We start from the raw sequence: 14,365 nt of genomic DNA, 5'->3' as shown, positions 1-14,365 counted from the left end.
TATGTGTCGGACTCGGTCCTGAGGCCGATGAAAATCAAATGTGGGAGCGGGCTTGCTCGCGAATGCGGTGTGTCAGTCACCTAAAATATTGACTGATCTACCGCATTCGCGAGCAAGCCCGCTCCCACATTAACCCGATGCTGTTTCCGGAATCAGCGGCTCTGGCGTTGTTGTAACAACAGGTTGCTAAACCCGGCGCCGGCCAGTTGCTTCTGCGCCACGGTCAGCTGTTCACGGTTGCTGAACGGCCCCACCAGCACGCGATACCAGGTCGCATCCTTAACCGTCCCGGACTCCACCGTCACCGCCTGCCCCAGCAAAATAATCTGCGCGCGTACCCGGTCCGCATCCGCCTGTTTCGGGAACGAGCCCGCCTGCAGGAAGAACTTGGTCACGGGCGCGGCCTTGGTGGTGGCGACCGGCGGCGGTGGCGGCGGGGTAATCCCGGCCAGCGCAGCCTGGGCCCGGGCCGTGTCGATCTTCGCTGCTTCCGCCGGGGTAACCGGCGTAGTCGGCACCGGCTGCGGCGTCGGCAGGGTTTTCTCCGGCACGGCGTCCGGCGGCACGATCACTTCCGATTCCGGCAGCAGCGTGTAGAAGTCGTATTTCGGCTTCACCGGCGCAGTCGGGCTAGGCGGTGTCTTGTTCGCCTCGGCCATTTTCGTGGCCTTCTGCTGTTCTTGCTTGACCCGTTTGACGTCATCGCCCTTGCCCGGGTCGAGCTTCATCAGGAACACCACAAACGCGCCGACCGTCAGGCCGATGGCCATCCACAACCAGCCCGGAATAGGCTTCTTCGCCGGTGCCTGGTAGCGGCTGGCGCCGCGCTTGGGTGCAGGTTTTTTCTTGGCAGCCAACTTACATACGCTCCAGAGTTTCCAGGCCCAACAATTCCAGGCCTTGCTTGAGGGTCCGTCCTGCCAGTGCGGCGAGGCGCAGGCGGCTCTGCTTTTGGGCTTCGTCGTCTGCGGTCAGGATCGGGCAGTTCTCGTAGAAGCTGGAGAACAAACCGGCGACTTCGTACAAATAGGTGCAGAGGATGTGCGGTGTGCCTTTTTCGCCGACGCTGTTCAGCACTTCGCCGAATTGCGCCAGTTTGGCGGCCAGCTCCTGCTCGTGTGGCGCCTCAAGGTTGATCTGGCCTTCGACTTCGCTGAAGTCCTTGCCGAGCTTGCGGAACACACCGGCCACCCGTGTGTAGGCATACAGCAGGTACGGCGCGGTGTTGCCTTCGAAGTTGAGCATCAGTTCGAAGTTGAAGCTGTAGTCGCTGGTGCGGTGCTTGGACAGGTCGGCGTATTTCACCGCGCCAATCCCCACGACGCGGGCGATGTTGCGCAGGTCGGCTTCGGCCAGCTCAGGGTTCTTTTCCTTCACCAGGTTGTAGGCGCGGTCCTGGGCTTCGTTCAGCAGGTCGATCAGCTTCACGGTGCCGCCGTCACGGGTCTTGAACGGGCGGCCATCGGCGCCGTTCATGGTGCCGAAGCCCATGTGTTCCATCTGCATCGGGTGGGTCACGAAACCGGCGCGGCGCGCCACTTCGAACACTTGCTGGAAGTGCAGGGCCTGGCGCTGGTCAACGAAATACAGGGCACGGTCGGCTTTCAGCACGCCGCTGCGGTAGCGCACGGCGGCCAGGTCGGTGGTGGCGTAGAGGTAGCCGCCATCGGCCTTGACGATGATCACCGGCAGCGGGTCGCCGTCGGCGGTCTTGAATTCTTCGAGGAACACGCACTGCGCGCCGTTGCTTTCAACCAGCAGGCCCTTGGCCTTGAGGTCGTTGACCACGTTGATCAGGTCGTCGTTGTAGGCGCTTTCGCCCATCACGTCGGCCATGGTCAATTTGACGTTGAGCAGCTCGTAGATTTCCTGGCAGTGGGACAGCGAGATCTCGCGGAAGCGGCCCCACAGTTCCAGGCATTCGGCATCGCCGGCTTGCAGCTTGACCACCAGGCCACGGGCGCGGTCGGCGAATTCTTCGGATTCGTCGAAACGCTTCTTCGCGGCGCGGTAGAAATTCTCCAGGTCCGACAGCTCGTTGCTGGTGATCGGGTTTTCCTGCAGATAGGCCATCAGCATGCCGAACTGGGTACCCCAGTCGCCCACGTGGTTCTGGCGGATCACGTCATCGCCGAGGAACTCCAGGACCCGCGCCACGCCGTCACCGATGATGGTGGAGCGCAGGTGGCCCACGTGCATTTCCTTGGCCAGGTTCGGTGCCGACAGGTCGATGGCCACGCGCTGTGCCGGGCCGGCCTTGCGCACGCCGATTTTCGCGTCGGCCAGGGCCGCGTCCAGGCGCGAAGCCAGGGCCTGGGTGTTCTGGAAGAAGTTGATGAAGCCTGGGCCGGCGATTTCAGCCTTGGTCACCTGCGGGTCGGCCGGCAGCGCGGCGATGATTTTTTCCGCCAGGTCGCGCGGCTTCAGGCCGGCCGGCTTGGCCAGCATCATCGCGATGTTGCTGGCGAAATCACCGTGGGTCTTGTCGCGGGTATTTTCCACCTGGATCGCCGGCGTCAGGCCTTCAGGCAACACACCTTCGTTGACGAGTTGGGTGAGGGCTTGTTGGATCAGCTGGCGAATGGTGTCTTTCATGGTGTTCTCTTTCGACCGCAAGCGGTGGCGCGCGATGCGCAGGTGGAAAAACTGGGCATTATCCGTGGCGAGGGCGGGCTTGCCAACCTTCGCGGGACCTTGACGGACGATTAACCTGTGGCGAGGGAGCTTGCTGTGGCGAGGGAGCTTGCTCCCGCTGGAGTGCGTAGCGCTCCCGGCCTTTTTGGGGCTGCTACGCAGCCCAGCGGGAGCAAGCTCCCTCGCCACAGGGGGTTAATACAAATCTACCGGGTCTACGTCCAGCGACCATCTCACTTGTCGCCCGCTTGGCATTTGCTCCAGCGCAAGTAACCAGCTGCTTAATAAACGATGCAGCGGCGCGCGGGCACTGGCTTGCAAGAGTAGCTGGGCGCGGTAGCGCCCGGCGCGGCGTTCCATCGGTGCTGGCACCGGGCCCAATAGCTCGATGCCGGTCAGACCCAGTTCCCCCAGCAAACGTTCAGCCTCGCTGCACGCTTCATCCAGGAAACCTTCGGCCTGCCCTGGCTTGTGCGCTTCGGCCCGCAGCAGCGCCAGATGCGCAAACGGTGGCAAACCTGCCGAGCGTCGCTCGCTCAAGGCCTGTTCGGCGAAGGCAAAGTAACCTTGTTCTGTCAGTTGAATCAGCAGCGGGTGGTCGGCCAGGTGCGTCTGGATGATCACCTTGCCCGGCTCTTCGGCCCGCCCGGCCCGGCCTGCGACCTGCACGATCAACTGCGCCATGCGCTCGCTGGCGCGAAAATCCCCGGAGAACAGCCCGCCGTCGGCATCCAGGATCGACACCAGGGTCACCCGTGGGAAGTGATGCCCTTTGGCAAGCATCTGCGTGCCCACCAGAATGCACGGCTGGCCCTTCTGGATCGTGGCGAACAACTGATTCATCGCGTCCTTGCGCGAGGTGCTGTCGCGGTCGACCCGCAGCACCGGGTAATCCGGGAACAGGATGCCCAGTCGTTCTTCGGCGCGCTCGGTGCCCGCACCCACCGGTCGCAAGTCGACTTTGCCGCACTGCGGGCAGTGCCGCGGCACCCGCTCCACATGGCCGCAGTGATGGCAGCGCAACTCGCCGGAGCGCTGGTGCACGGTCATTCGCGCATCGCAGCGATTGCACTCGGACATCCAGCCGCAGTCGTGGCACAGCAGCGTCGGCGCAAAACCCCGGCGGTTGAGGAACACCAGCACTTGCTGGCCCGCCGCGAGGGTTTGCCCGATGGCTTGCTGCATCGGCCCGGAAATGCCGCTGTCCAGCGGGCGACTTTTTACATCCAGGCGCAGGAAGCGGGGCTGCTTGGCACCGCCGGCACGTTCATTGAGACGCAGCAGGCCGTAGCGCCCGGTGTAGGCGTTGTGCAGGCTTTCCAGGGAAGGCGTGGCCGAGCCCAGCACAATCGGGATGTTTTCCTGGCGGGCACGCACCAGCGCCAGGTCGCGGGCGTGGTAGCGCAGGCCTTCCTGCTGTTTATAGGAGCCGTCGTGTTCTTCGTCGATGATGATCAGCCCGGGATTTTTCATCGGGGTGAACAGCGCCGAACGGGTGCCGATAATAATGTCGGCCTCACCGTCCCGGGCGGCGAGCCAGGATTCCAGGCGCTCGCGGTCGTTGACCGCCGAGTGCACCAGGGCGATGCGCGCGTTGAAACGCTGCTCGAAACGCGCCAGGGTTTGCGGGCCGAGGTTGATCTCGGGGATCAGCACCAGTGCCTGTTTGCCGGCTTCGAGGGTTTCGCGGATCAGTTGCAAATAGACTTCGGTCTTGCCGCTGCCGGTGACGCCCGCCAGCAGGAACGCGTGGAAACTGTCGAAACCGGCGCGAATCGCTTCATAGGCGGCGCGTTGTTCGGGGTTGAGCGGCAGTTCCGGCTGGGCCAGCCAGTGTTCGTGGCGCTCGCCGGGGGCGTGCTTGCGGATCTCCACCTGCACCAGGCCCTTGGCCAGCAGCAAGTCCAGGCTGTCCTTGCTCAGCATCAGCTTGCTTAACAGCTGATGGGCGACGCCGTGGGGATGCTGGGCCAGGGTTGCCAGGGCTTCACGCTGGCGCGGGGCGCGGGCGATGCGCGGGTCGTCCATGCGCGCCCCCGGGACCATCGACCAGAAACGCTCCTGGCGCGCCTCGGCCAGTTCGCCCTGGCGCAACAGCACCGGCAGCGCCCAGCTCAAGGTGTCGCCGAGGCTGTGCTGGTAATACTGCGAGGTCCACAGGCACAGCTTGAACAGCGCGGGCGGCAGCGGCGGCGTGCTGTCGAGGATGGCCACGGCCGGCTTGAGCTTCTCGGCGGGCACTTCGCTGTGATCGGCGACTTCCACCAGGATGCCGATCATCTCCCGCCGGCCAAACGGTACCCGTACGCGCATGCCGGGCTGCAACTGCGACCGCAATACGCCGGCAGGGGCCCGATAATCGAACAGGCGGCGCAGGGGCGAGGGCAGGGCGAGGCGCAAAATGGCGTCGGGCACGCGGGGGTTCTCATATGACGGGCGGCGAAGAAGGGCGGGAGCCTAGCAGACCAGCGGTGGATGTGGGAGCCGGGCTTGCCCGCGATAGTATCGACACGGTGCACCTGAGGCACCGCCGCGCCTGCATCGCGGGCAAGCCCGGCTCCCACAGGGCCTTGTGTATGCCGCGCTTTTCTGATGAAAGGGGCCGTTGTGCTTCTTGCGCGTTTAAAAAGGTCTGGTAGAATCCGCGGCCTAATTACGTGCGGTATTCAACAATAGTGTTGATTGGCGGCACGCTAGCCTGAGGAATACACCATGAAAGCCGATATCCATCCAAACTATGTTGCCATCGACGTTACCTGCAGCTGCGGTAACAAGTTCGAAACCCGTTCGACTTTCGGCAAAGCTCTGCCAATCGACGTGTGCAACGAGTGCCACCCGTTCTACACCGGTAAGCAGAAGACTCTGGATGTTGGCGGCCGTGTTGACCGCTTCAAGACCCGCTTCGGTGCTTTCGGCGCTAAAGCTGCTCCTAAAGCCGAGTAAGGCTGGTCCGCTTGGATGGCCTGTATGGCTTGTCCTCGCTGATGAAAAAGGCGTCCCTCGTGGGCGCCTTTTTTGTGTCTGCGATTTGGCTGGCGCCCGCCCAGGGCGAGGTATTCTGCCCGGCGCCCGGCGATGTCGCGACCTTCGACGTGCAGCGGGTAGTGGATGGTGACACCGTGCGCCTCAAGGACGGCCGCAGCATACGCATGATCGGCGTCAATGCCCCGGAAACCGGCAAGCAGGGGCGCACTGACGAGCCCTTCGCCGTGGCCGCTCGCGAGCGCCTGCAAAGTCTGGTGGACGCGAGCGGTGGGCGCGTTGGCGTGGTGCCCGGACGGGAGAGCAAGGACCGTTACGGCCGCACCCTGGCCCATCTCTACGGTGCCAATGGAGCAAATCTGGAAGCGCAGTTGCTCGCCGAAGGCCTTGGCTTCCAGGTGGCGGTCGCGCCGAATGTGGCACTGGTGGCCTGCCAGCAAGCCGCCGAACGCAGCGCCCGGCAGGCCCGGCTGGGGGTGTGGCGCCGGTCACCGGTGGTCGATGCGGCGAAGATCCGGCGCTCGGGCTTTGCGGTGGTCAGCGGCCGAGTGAGCAAAATCGAACGCAATCGCGGCGGAGTCTGGATTGAGTTGCAGGGCTCACTGGTACTGCGCATTGCACCCAATCTGGTGGGCCGATTCGACAGTGCGCTGTTGAAGGGTTTGCAGGGCCAGTCCATCGAAGCCCGCGGCTGGGTGCTGGACCGCTCCCGACGCGGCGGCCTGGAAAAGGGCCAGGCACGCTGGCTGTTGCCACTGACCGATCCCGGCATGCTCGAGCAGGCGCCGTAAGAAAAAATTGTAGACATTTTTCAGGTCGATTGTGAACAGTTGAGCCCTTGTATCCCGTGGCTCTTGGCCAAAAGTCGTAGGGCAGGGCCCTTGACACCTGTGACTGCCCAGTCTTGTGGGGACTTTGCGACACGCGTATCCTCGGCGGTCCGTCGACCAACAGTAAAAGCGGAATGCCGATATGTCTGATTTGAAAACTGCCGCTCTCGAATATCATGCCCATCCTCGTCCAGGAAAGCTGAGTGTAGAGCTCACCAAAGCCACTGCCACCGCCCGCGACCTGTCGCTGGCCTACAGCCCTGGCGTTGCCGAGCCCGTACGTGAAATCGCCCGCGATCCTGAACTGGCCTACAAGTACACCGGCAAAGGCAACCTGGTTGCAGTGATCTCTGATGGCACCGCGATCCTCGGCCTGGGTAACCTCGGCCCATTGGCTTCCAAGCCAGTCATGGAAGGTAAAGGCGTGCTGTTCAAGCGCTTCGCCGGCATTGACGTATTCGATATCGAAGTCGATTCCGAGAGCCCGCAGGCTTTCATCGACACCGTAAAGCGCATCTCCATCACCTTCGGTGGCATCAACCTGGAAGACATCAAGGCACCTGAGTGCTTCGAGATCGAAAAGGCCCTGATCGAACAGTGCGACATCCCGGTATTCCACGATGACCAGCACGGCACCGCGATCGTTACCGCGGCCGGCATGATCAATGCCCTGGAAATCGCCGGCAAAACCCTTGGCGAAGCCAAGATCGTTTGCCTGGGCGCCGGCGCCGCGGCCATCTCCTGCATGAAGTTGCTGGTGAGCATGGGCGCCAAGCTGGAAAACATCTACATGGTCGACAGCAAGGGCGTTGTGCAGTCCGAGCGTACCGACCTGAACCAGTACAAGGCGATGTTCGCGCATCCGTCCTCCAAGCGTACCCTGGCTGACGCCCTGGACGGTGCAGACGTGTTCGTTGGCCTGTCCGGCCCGAACCTGCTGAGCGCCGAAGGCCTCAAGTCCATGGCGGCCAACCCGATCGTGTTCGCGTGCTCCAACCCGGATCCGGAAATCTCCCCGGAACTGGCCCACGCCACCCGTAGCGACGTGATCATGGCCACCGGCCGTTCGGACTACCCGAACCAGGTCAACAACGTACTGGGCTTCCCGTTCATCTTCCGTGGTGCCCTGGACGTTCGCGCCAAGCGCATCAACGAAGAGATGAAAGTTGCGGCCGCCAACGCCCTGCGCGAACTGGCCAAGCTGCCGGTTCCTCAGGAAGTGTGCGACGCCTACGGCGGCATCAAGCTGGAATTCGGTCGTGAGTACATCATCCCGAAACCAATGGACAAGCGCCTGATCACCCTGATCTCCGATGCCGTGGCCAAAGCCGCAATCGAGACGGGTGTGGCCACCCTGCCGTATCCGAAGAACTACCCGCTGCAAAGCGTGGATGATGTGTTCAACGGCTAAGCCGTTGTAGCGCACCACCAAAAAGCCCCGGCTCTTGCGAGTCGGGGCTTTTTTTGTGGCTGGCAATTGGCTCGAGCCTGGCGGTGATCCAACTGTGGGAGCGGGCTTGCTCGCGAAGACGGTGTGTCAGTCGGCCCATCTGAGCCTGATACTCCGCTTTCGCGAGCAAGCCCGCTCCCACATTGGAACTGCGTGTTAGAACAAATCGATCGGCGCCGCCTCGTCCGCCGGCAGCGGGCTGCCCGGTGCAACACCATTGCCCAGCTCGTTGACCGACGGCGGCGTGTCCTCGCTCTTGAACAGCTCGAAGTACGCATTCGGCGTGCTCGGCGCTGCTGCACGGCCGCTGACCGGGTCGATCCGCAGGCTCAGGATGCCTTCCGGTTCCGGCTGGGTATGCAGCGGCATATCCTTCAGCGCGGCGCCCATGTAGCTCATCCAGATCGGCAGCGCGACAGTGCCGCCGAACTCCCGGCGACCGAGGCTTTCCGGCTGGTCGTAACCGGTCCATACGGTGGTCACGTAGTCGGCGTTGTAGCCGGAGAACCAGGCATCCTTGGAGTCGTTGGTGGTACCGGTTTTGCCGGCGATATCGGCACGGCCCAGGGCCAGGGCGCGACGCCCAGTACCCTTCTTGATCACGTCTTCCAGGATGCTGTTGAGGATGTAAGTGGTACGGCCATCCACAACGCGTTCGGCTACCGCCGGCGCTTGTGGTGCGGCGGGAGCGCCGGCTGCCGGGGCTTCGCCTGGCGTCGGCTCGATGGTGATGCCGCCGTTGGCCGGTGCTGCCTGGCCGTCAGTGGCCGCGACGCCATTGACCACGTCGCCCGGTACCCGTGGTGGGTTGGCGGTGAACAGGGTTTCGCCGCTACGGCTTTCTATCTTGTCGATCAGGTACGGGGTGATCTTGTAGCCGCCGTTGGCAAAGGTGCTCCAGCCGGTGGCGATTTCCATCGGTGTCAGCGTGGCGGTACCCAGTGCCAGGGACAGGTTGGGCGGCAGGTCCGACTTGTTGAAGCCGAAGCGGGTGATGTAGTCGATGGTCTTGCCTACGCCCATCGCCTGCAGCAGGCGGATCGACACCAGGTTACGCGACTTGTACAGCGCCTCGCGGACGCGGATCGGGCCGAGGAAGGTGTTGGTGTCGTTCTTCGGGCGCCAGACTTTGTCCAGGTACTCGTCGACGAACACGATCGGTGCATCGTTGACCAGGCTGGCGGCGGTGTAGCCGTTATCCAGGGCGGCGCTGTAGATGAACGGCTTGAAGCTGGAACCCGGCTGGCGCTTGGCCTGGGTGGCGCGGTTGTAGTTGCTCTGCTCGAAGGCAAAGCCGCCGACCAGGGCACGGATTGCACCGTTCTGCGGGTCAAGCGACACCAGCGCGCCCTGTGCCACGGGCACCTGGCTGAATTTCAGGCTGTCGTCCTTCTGGCGCTGCACGCGAACCAGGTCACCGACCTGGGCCACGTCCGACGGCTGCTTGGGCATCGGGCCCATGCTGTTGGTGTTCAGGAACGGGCGGGCCCATTTCATGCTGTCCCACGACACATGCTCTTCGCCGGTGCGCGTCAGTACCTGCACGCCATCTTTCTTCACCTGGGTGACGATGGCGGGTTCAAGGCCGCTGATCGGGCGCTGTTTGCCCAGCTCGACGGTCCAGGCGCTCAGGGTCTTGCCCGGCAGGCGCGATTCAGGGCCGCGGTAGCCATGGCGCTGGTCATAGGCGACCAGGCCATCGTGTACCGACTTGTTGGCGATTTCCTGCAGGTTGCTCGGAATCGTCGTGGTCACGCGGAAACCTTCGGTGTACGCCTCGCTGCCATAGCGGCCGACCATCTCGGCACGGGCCATTTCGGCGATATACGGGGCATTCACTTCCGGGGTCGGCACGTGATAGCTGGCGTTCAGCGGCTCGGCCACCGCACTTTCGTACGCGGCCTGGTCGATCTTGCCCAGCTTGTACATGCGGCCCAGGATCCAGTCGCGGCGCTCTTTGCTGCGCGCCGGGTTGGCCAGCGGGTTGAAGCGCGAAGGCGCCTTGGGCAGGCCGGCAATCATCGCCATCTGCGCCAGGCTGGCGTCACGAATCGACTTGCCGTAGTAAACCTGTGAAGCCGCCTCGATGCCGTAGGCGCGGTTGCCCAGATAGATCTTGTTGACGTACAGCTCAAGGATCTCATCCTTGGTCAGCTGACGTTCGATCTGCAACGCCAGGAGGATTTCCGTGGCTTTGCGGGAAAAGCTGCGTTCGCTGGTGAGGAAGAAGTTCTTCGCCACCTGCATGGTGATGGTGCTGCCACCGGATTGAATGTGTCCGCTTTTTACCAACTGCGTGGCCGCCCGCACCAGGCTGCTTGGGTCGACGCCGTAGTGATTGGCGAAGTTATCGTCTTCAGCCGACAGCAGGGCGTTGATGAAATTGGGTGGAATGTCGGCGAAACGGATCGGTGTGCGGCGCATTTCGCCGAACTCCGCGATCAGTTTTTCATCGCTGCTGTAGACCCGCAAAGGAATCTGCAACTGGATACTTCTCAGGGCCTCTACGGAGGGCAAACCCGGACTAAGGTAGAGATAGGCCCCGCTGAGCACGAGCATCAGCCCGCAGACGATCGCGACAATGGAGTACCCGAAAAACTTCAGCAGACGAATCAAGGCTTTTGGATTTCCAAGGAAAAGAATGGGTTAGGCGTCGGGGCATGCACGGCAAGTGGTGGATCGACCCGGCCAGCAGATAAACGCGGGAAAAAACGCTGGGCATTAAAGCATTTTTCGGCTTCGGGCGTCATTCGCGCCGCTCATACAAGCCGACCGAATGCAGGAAGCCTGGCAGCAATCAGTCCGTAAGACAGGGAAAGTTTTGGGGAGTTTTATGAGAAAGGGATTTTTCAGGCGAAAAGCCGATGCCGTCCTGGGTGTCGACATCAATGACACCGGCGTCAGGCTGGTGGAGCTGGAGGCTTCAGGCACTGGCTACAGCGTGCGGGGCTACGCCATGCAGCAGTTGCCGGCCCATGCGGTGGTCGACAGCAGCGTGGTTGATTTCGATGCCGTCGCGCAGGCACTTTCCCGGGCGCTGGTACAGGCGCATGCATCACTCAGGCATGCCGCCGTGGCCGTGGCAGGGCCCTCGGTGATTACCCGCGTGCTGGAGATGGACGCGGGGCTGACGGATGCTGAAATGGTGCGTCGAATCCATGGCGAAGCAGACCAGTACATTCCTTATCCGCTGGAGGATGTGGCTATCGACTTCCAGGTGCAGGGCCCGTCGGCCCATGACCCGCAAAGCGTCGATGTGCTGCTGGTTGCCTGCCTCAAGGAACAGGTAGAGGCCCGTGAGGCGGTTTTGGCCCTTGCGGGGCTGGCGACGCGGATAGTGGATGTCGAAGCATTTGCATTGGCTCGCGCGGGCAGGCAGGCTTCGGACAGCATCACGCCGGGCCGTCGTGTCGATGGCGCGCAATGGGCCGTGGATGCCCAGGGAATGGGAGTGGCCTGCGGGCTGGCCCTGAGGAGTTTCGACTGATGACACGAATCAACCTGTTGCCGTGGCGCGCAGAACGGAATGAGCGGCGGCGCAAATATTTTCTGGTGTTTCTGGCGGGGGCTGCAGCGGTGGCGCTGGCTGCGGTTTGGCTGGCAGACCAGGTGATCGACCGTGCAATCGATCGGCAGTTGGCCCGCAATAACCAGTTGAGCCAGGGTGTCACCGGGCTCGACTCGCGGATCAAGGCCATCGACGAACTGCATGAGCAGCGCCAGCAGTTGATGGAACGGATGAAAGTTGTGCAGGGTTTGCAGGACGATCGTGCGGCGGGTGCTCAGTTGCTGGACCAGTTGGCCCGCGCCGTGCCGGACGGGGTGCAGTTGCGCGAAGTGAGCGTCGACGGCGGTTCTGTTTCCATCAGCGGCACGGCCGGATCGAACCGGGACATTGCTCAGTTCATGCGACGCCTCGAAGCTGCCGAAGACTTGGAAACGCCCCGGCTTCAACGGGTTCGCGGCGCGCAGGAGGGCGACGACAATGGCTTCCAGTTGACGGTTCGCCATGGTCACTCGGATGAGGTGCGCCAATGAGAGGGGCGTCAGGCCTGCCAGGGCTGACGGAATCCGATATAACCCAGCTCTGCCAGAACGCCGCCAACTGGCCCTTGCCGGGCAAGGCGTTGCTGGCTGGCGCGGTGGTTTGCCTGCTGTGGGCGGTGGGCAATACCTTCTACTTGAGTGGGGCGCGGGAGCAACTGCGCCAGCTTGAGTCGCAGGAAGTGGCGCTTGAACAGCAGGTCGCGCTGAAAACCATCCAGGCTGCCGGCCTGGAGTCCCTGGTCCGCGAACTCGAAACAATGCGAGGCCATTTCGCCAACCTGTTACGGCGGCTGCCTGCCGACACCCAGGTACCCGGCCTGCTTGAAGATATTGGCCGCCTGAGTGCCGCCAATGGCTTGGTGCTGGAGGCCATCGAACTTCGGGATGACCAGCCTCGCGCCCTGTACATCGAATCGCCCATGCAGATTGGCGTCACCGGGACTTTTCACGACCTGGCGGCGTTCATCAACGGCATGGCCAGCTTGCCAGGAATTGTCACGGTGCATGACTTGGCATTCAGTCCTGTCGATCCCTCGGTGTTGCACCTCAGTCTGGTAGCCAGGACCTATCGTCACAACCGCCAGGCGGGCGATGACCTGAAGGTTGATTTGCACCCGCCGGCACAGGCTGTCGCCGAGCCCGGGCCGCAGCAAGTGGCGTACGATTTTGCAGCCTTGCGCGACCCTTTCCAGCCGCCCTCTCGCCAACTGGTTCGACCCGCCGGGCGACCGGCTGCCGGACCTGATCTCGCCAGGCCTCGCGGAATCCTCGAAGGCTTCGCCGTGGAGCAGTTCGAAATGGTCGGGACCTTGTCCCTGGGGGCTCAAACCTTCGCCCTGCTGCGCGGAGCGTCGTCTGTCCATCGGCTGGCAATCGGCGATTACCTGGGCCCGGACCACGGGCGCATCACGGCGATTCATGACTCCCATGTCGAACTGGCCGAGCTTTTCCCGGATGGCCAGGGCGCGTGGCTGGAACGCTCGCAAACCCTTGCCCTGAACGTGAACTCATAACGGAAACAAACAATGAAAAGGACTTTTTCGTCCTTCGGTGTGGCGCTATGGATAGCGTTCACGGCACCGATGGTCATGGCTGTGCCCAATCGAATCGACTTGATTCACCTGCCGCCACCTGGCAATGCGCCCCTGAGTACCGGGCAAGTGGCGTTCACCGGGGACAAGCTGTCCCTCAACTTCCAGAACATCGAGTTGCGCGCGGTGCTGCAGCAGATTGCTGACGTTGCCGGCCTCAATCTGGTGACCAGCGACGACGTGCAGGGTTCGATCACACTGCGCCTCAAGGACGTGCCCTGGGACCAGGCCCTGGACCTGGTGCTGCAAACCAAGGGGTTGGATAAACGTGTGACGGCCAATGTGCTGCTGGTCGCGCCGGCCGAGGAGTTGGCCGCCCGCGAGTTGCTGGCGATGGAGTCGCGCAAGCAAATGACTGACTTGGCACCGCTGCGCCGCGAGTTGCTGCAAGTCAATTACGCCAAGGCGTCGGACCTGGCCAAGCTCTTCCAGTCGGCCGTGGGCCTGGAAGGCGCCACCGATGAGCGCGGCTCGGTGGCGGTGGATGACCGCACCAACAACATCATCGCCTACCAGACCCGGGAGCGGCTGGAGGAGCTGCGCACGATTGTGGCGCAACTGGATATTCCGGTTAGGCAGGTGATGATCGAGGCGCGGATCGTCGAGGCCAATGTGGATTACGACAAAAGCCTTGGCGTGCGCTGGGGCGGGCAACTGAATCGGGGTAACTGGGGGGCTGGAGGGATCAGGAAGCCGCTGGCGGAGGGGGCCGAGCCGCCTGAAACCCCGCCCAGCTCGCCGTTTGTGGACCTGGGGGCGGTCAACGGCAGCGCTGGCCTGGGTGTCGCGTTTATCACCGACAACCTGCTGCTGGACCTGGAACTGACCGCCATGGAAAAAACCGGCAATGGTGAAATCGTTTCGCAGCCCAAGGTCGTCACCTCCGACAAGGAAACCGCGCGAATCCTCAAGGGCACCGAGATCCCCTATCAGGAGTCCAGCTCCACCGGCGCGACCTCGGTGTCGTTCAAGGAGGCCTCCTTGTCATTGGAAGTGACCCCGCAAATCACCCCGGACGGCTGGGTGATCATGGAGGTCAAGGTCACCAAGGACGAGCCCGACTACCTGAACAGGCTCAACGATGTGCCGCCGATCAAGAAAAACGAGGTCAATGCCAAGGTGCTGGTCAAGGACGGGGAGACCATCGTGATCGGCGGGGTTTTCTCCAATACTCAAAGCAAAGTGGTAGATAAAGTGCCATTTTTGGGCGATGTGCCGTATCTTGGCCGCCTTTTCCGGCGGGATGTGGTTTCGGAGAAAAAATCCGAGCTGCTGGTATTCCTGACTCCGCGTATTATGAATAACCAGGCGATTGCTGTGAGTCGTTGATT

12 protein-coding genes are annotated in these 14,365 nt (G+C 62.7%); 7 read left to right on the top strand and 5 right to left on the bottom strand.

What is annotated here, in order from left to right; genetic code table 11:
* Positions 1 to 152 precede the first annotated feature (152 nt).
* The 3 genes from A462_RS01960 to A462_RS01970 all read right to left on the bottom strand — a co-directional run bounded on the left by A462_RS01960 (position 153) and on the right by A462_RS01970 (position 5,049).
* A complete protein-coding gene (locus tag A462_RS01960; RefSeq protein ID WP_003209324.1) occupies positions 153 to 857 on the bottom strand; it encodes an SPOR domain-containing protein in 705 nt (234 codons plus the stop codon).
* Position 858: 1 nt separating this feature from the next.
* Positions 859 to 2,595 (bottom strand): arginine--tRNA ligase, encoded by a 1,737-nt coding sequence (argS, locus tag A462_RS01965; RefSeq protein ID WP_003209327.1) that lies wholly within the window; start codon positions 2,593 to 2,595, stop codon positions 859 to 861.
* A 234-nt stretch (positions 2,596 to 2,829) separates the two neighbouring features.
* Entirely contained in the window at positions 2,830 to 5,049 is a 2,220-nt protein-coding gene (locus A462_RS01970; RefSeq protein WP_008439257.1) for a primosomal protein N', read from the bottom strand.
* A 297-nt stretch (positions 5,050 to 5,346) separates the two neighbouring features.
* On the opposite strand from A462_RS01970, the gene rpmE reads away from it, so the two are divergent.
* From rpmE to A462_RS01985, 3 genes are all read left to right on the top strand, one after another.
* Positions 5,347 to 5,577 (top strand): 50S ribosomal protein L31, encoded by a 231-nt coding sequence (rpmE, locus tag A462_RS01975; RefSeq protein ID WP_003209330.1) that lies wholly within the window; start codon positions 5,347 to 5,349, stop codon positions 5,575 to 5,577.
* Between the two features lie 41 nt (positions 5,578 to 5,618).
* Complete coding sequence (locus tag A462_RS01980) at positions 5,619 to 6,407, top strand: thermonuclease family protein (RefSeq protein ID WP_032899879.1); 789 nt, start codon at positions 5,619 to 5,621, stop codon at positions 6,405 to 6,407.
* A gap of 181 nt (positions 6,408 to 6,588) precedes the next feature.
* On the top strand, positions 6,589 to 7,857 hold the full coding sequence (locus A462_RS01985) for a malic enzyme-like NAD(P)-binding protein (protein WP_003209334.1): 1,269 nt from the start codon (positions 6,589 to 6,591) through the stop codon (positions 7,855 to 7,857).
* Positions 7,858 to 8,052: 195 nt separating this feature from the next.
* Here the strand turns inward: A462_RS01985 and A462_RS01990 are convergent, their stop codons facing one another.
* Positions 8,053 to 10,509 (bottom strand): penicillin-binding protein 1A, encoded by a 2,457-nt coding sequence (locus A462_RS01990; RefSeq protein ID WP_371316571.1) that lies wholly within the window; start codon positions 10,507 to 10,509, stop codon positions 8,053 to 8,055.
* The gene (locus A462_RS34520) at positions 10,509 to 10,646 is read right to left on the bottom strand and encodes a hypothetical protein (protein ID WP_157222895.1); all 138 of its coding nucleotides are present in this window, start codon (positions 10,644 to 10,646) and stop codon (positions 10,509 to 10,511) included. The genes A462_RS01990 and A462_RS34520 overlap by 1 nt, the downstream gene beginning before the upstream one ends.
* An 83-nt stretch (positions 10,647 to 10,729) precedes the next feature.
* Here A462_RS34520 and pilM point away from each other — a divergent pair, with 83 nt between their 5' ends.
* The 4 genes from pilM to A462_RS02010 all read left to right on the top strand — a co-directional run bounded on the left by pilM (position 10,730) and on the right by A462_RS02010 (position 14,363).
* On the top strand, positions 10,730 to 11,383 hold the full coding sequence (gene pilM, locus A462_RS01995; protein WP_008439255.1) for a type IV pilus biogenesis protein PilM: 654 nt from the start codon (positions 10,730 to 10,732) through the stop codon (positions 11,381 to 11,383).
* Positions 11,383 to 11,934, top strand: a complete 552-nt coding sequence (locus A462_RS02000; protein ID WP_008439254.1) for a PilN domain-containing protein — start codon at positions 11,383 to 11,385, stop codon at positions 11,932 to 11,934. The genes pilM and A462_RS02000 overlap by 1 nt, the downstream gene beginning before the upstream one ends.
* On the top strand, positions 11,931 to 12,956 hold the full coding sequence (locus A462_RS02005) for a pilus assembly protein PilP (RefSeq protein ID WP_008439249.1): 1,026 nt from the start codon (positions 11,931 to 11,933) through the stop codon (positions 12,954 to 12,956). The genes A462_RS02000 and A462_RS02005 overlap by 4 nt, the downstream gene beginning before the upstream one ends.
* Positions 12,957 to 13,025: 69 nt before the next feature.
* Positions 13,026 to 14,363, top strand: coding sequence for a type IV pilus secretin PilQ (locus tag A462_RS02010; RefSeq protein ID WP_008439247.1), 1,338 nt, complete (start codon positions 13,026 to 13,028; stop codon positions 14,361 to 14,363).
* The last annotated feature ends 2 nt before the right edge of the window (positions 14,364 to 14,365 follow it).

This window comes from Pseudomonas sp. Ag1 (genome assembly GCF_000278565.1).
GTDB lineage: Bacteria > Pseudomonadota > Gammaproteobacteria > Pseudomonadales > Pseudomonadaceae > Aquipseudomonas.
This window is presented reverse-complemented; position numbering and strand designations above follow the sequence as displayed.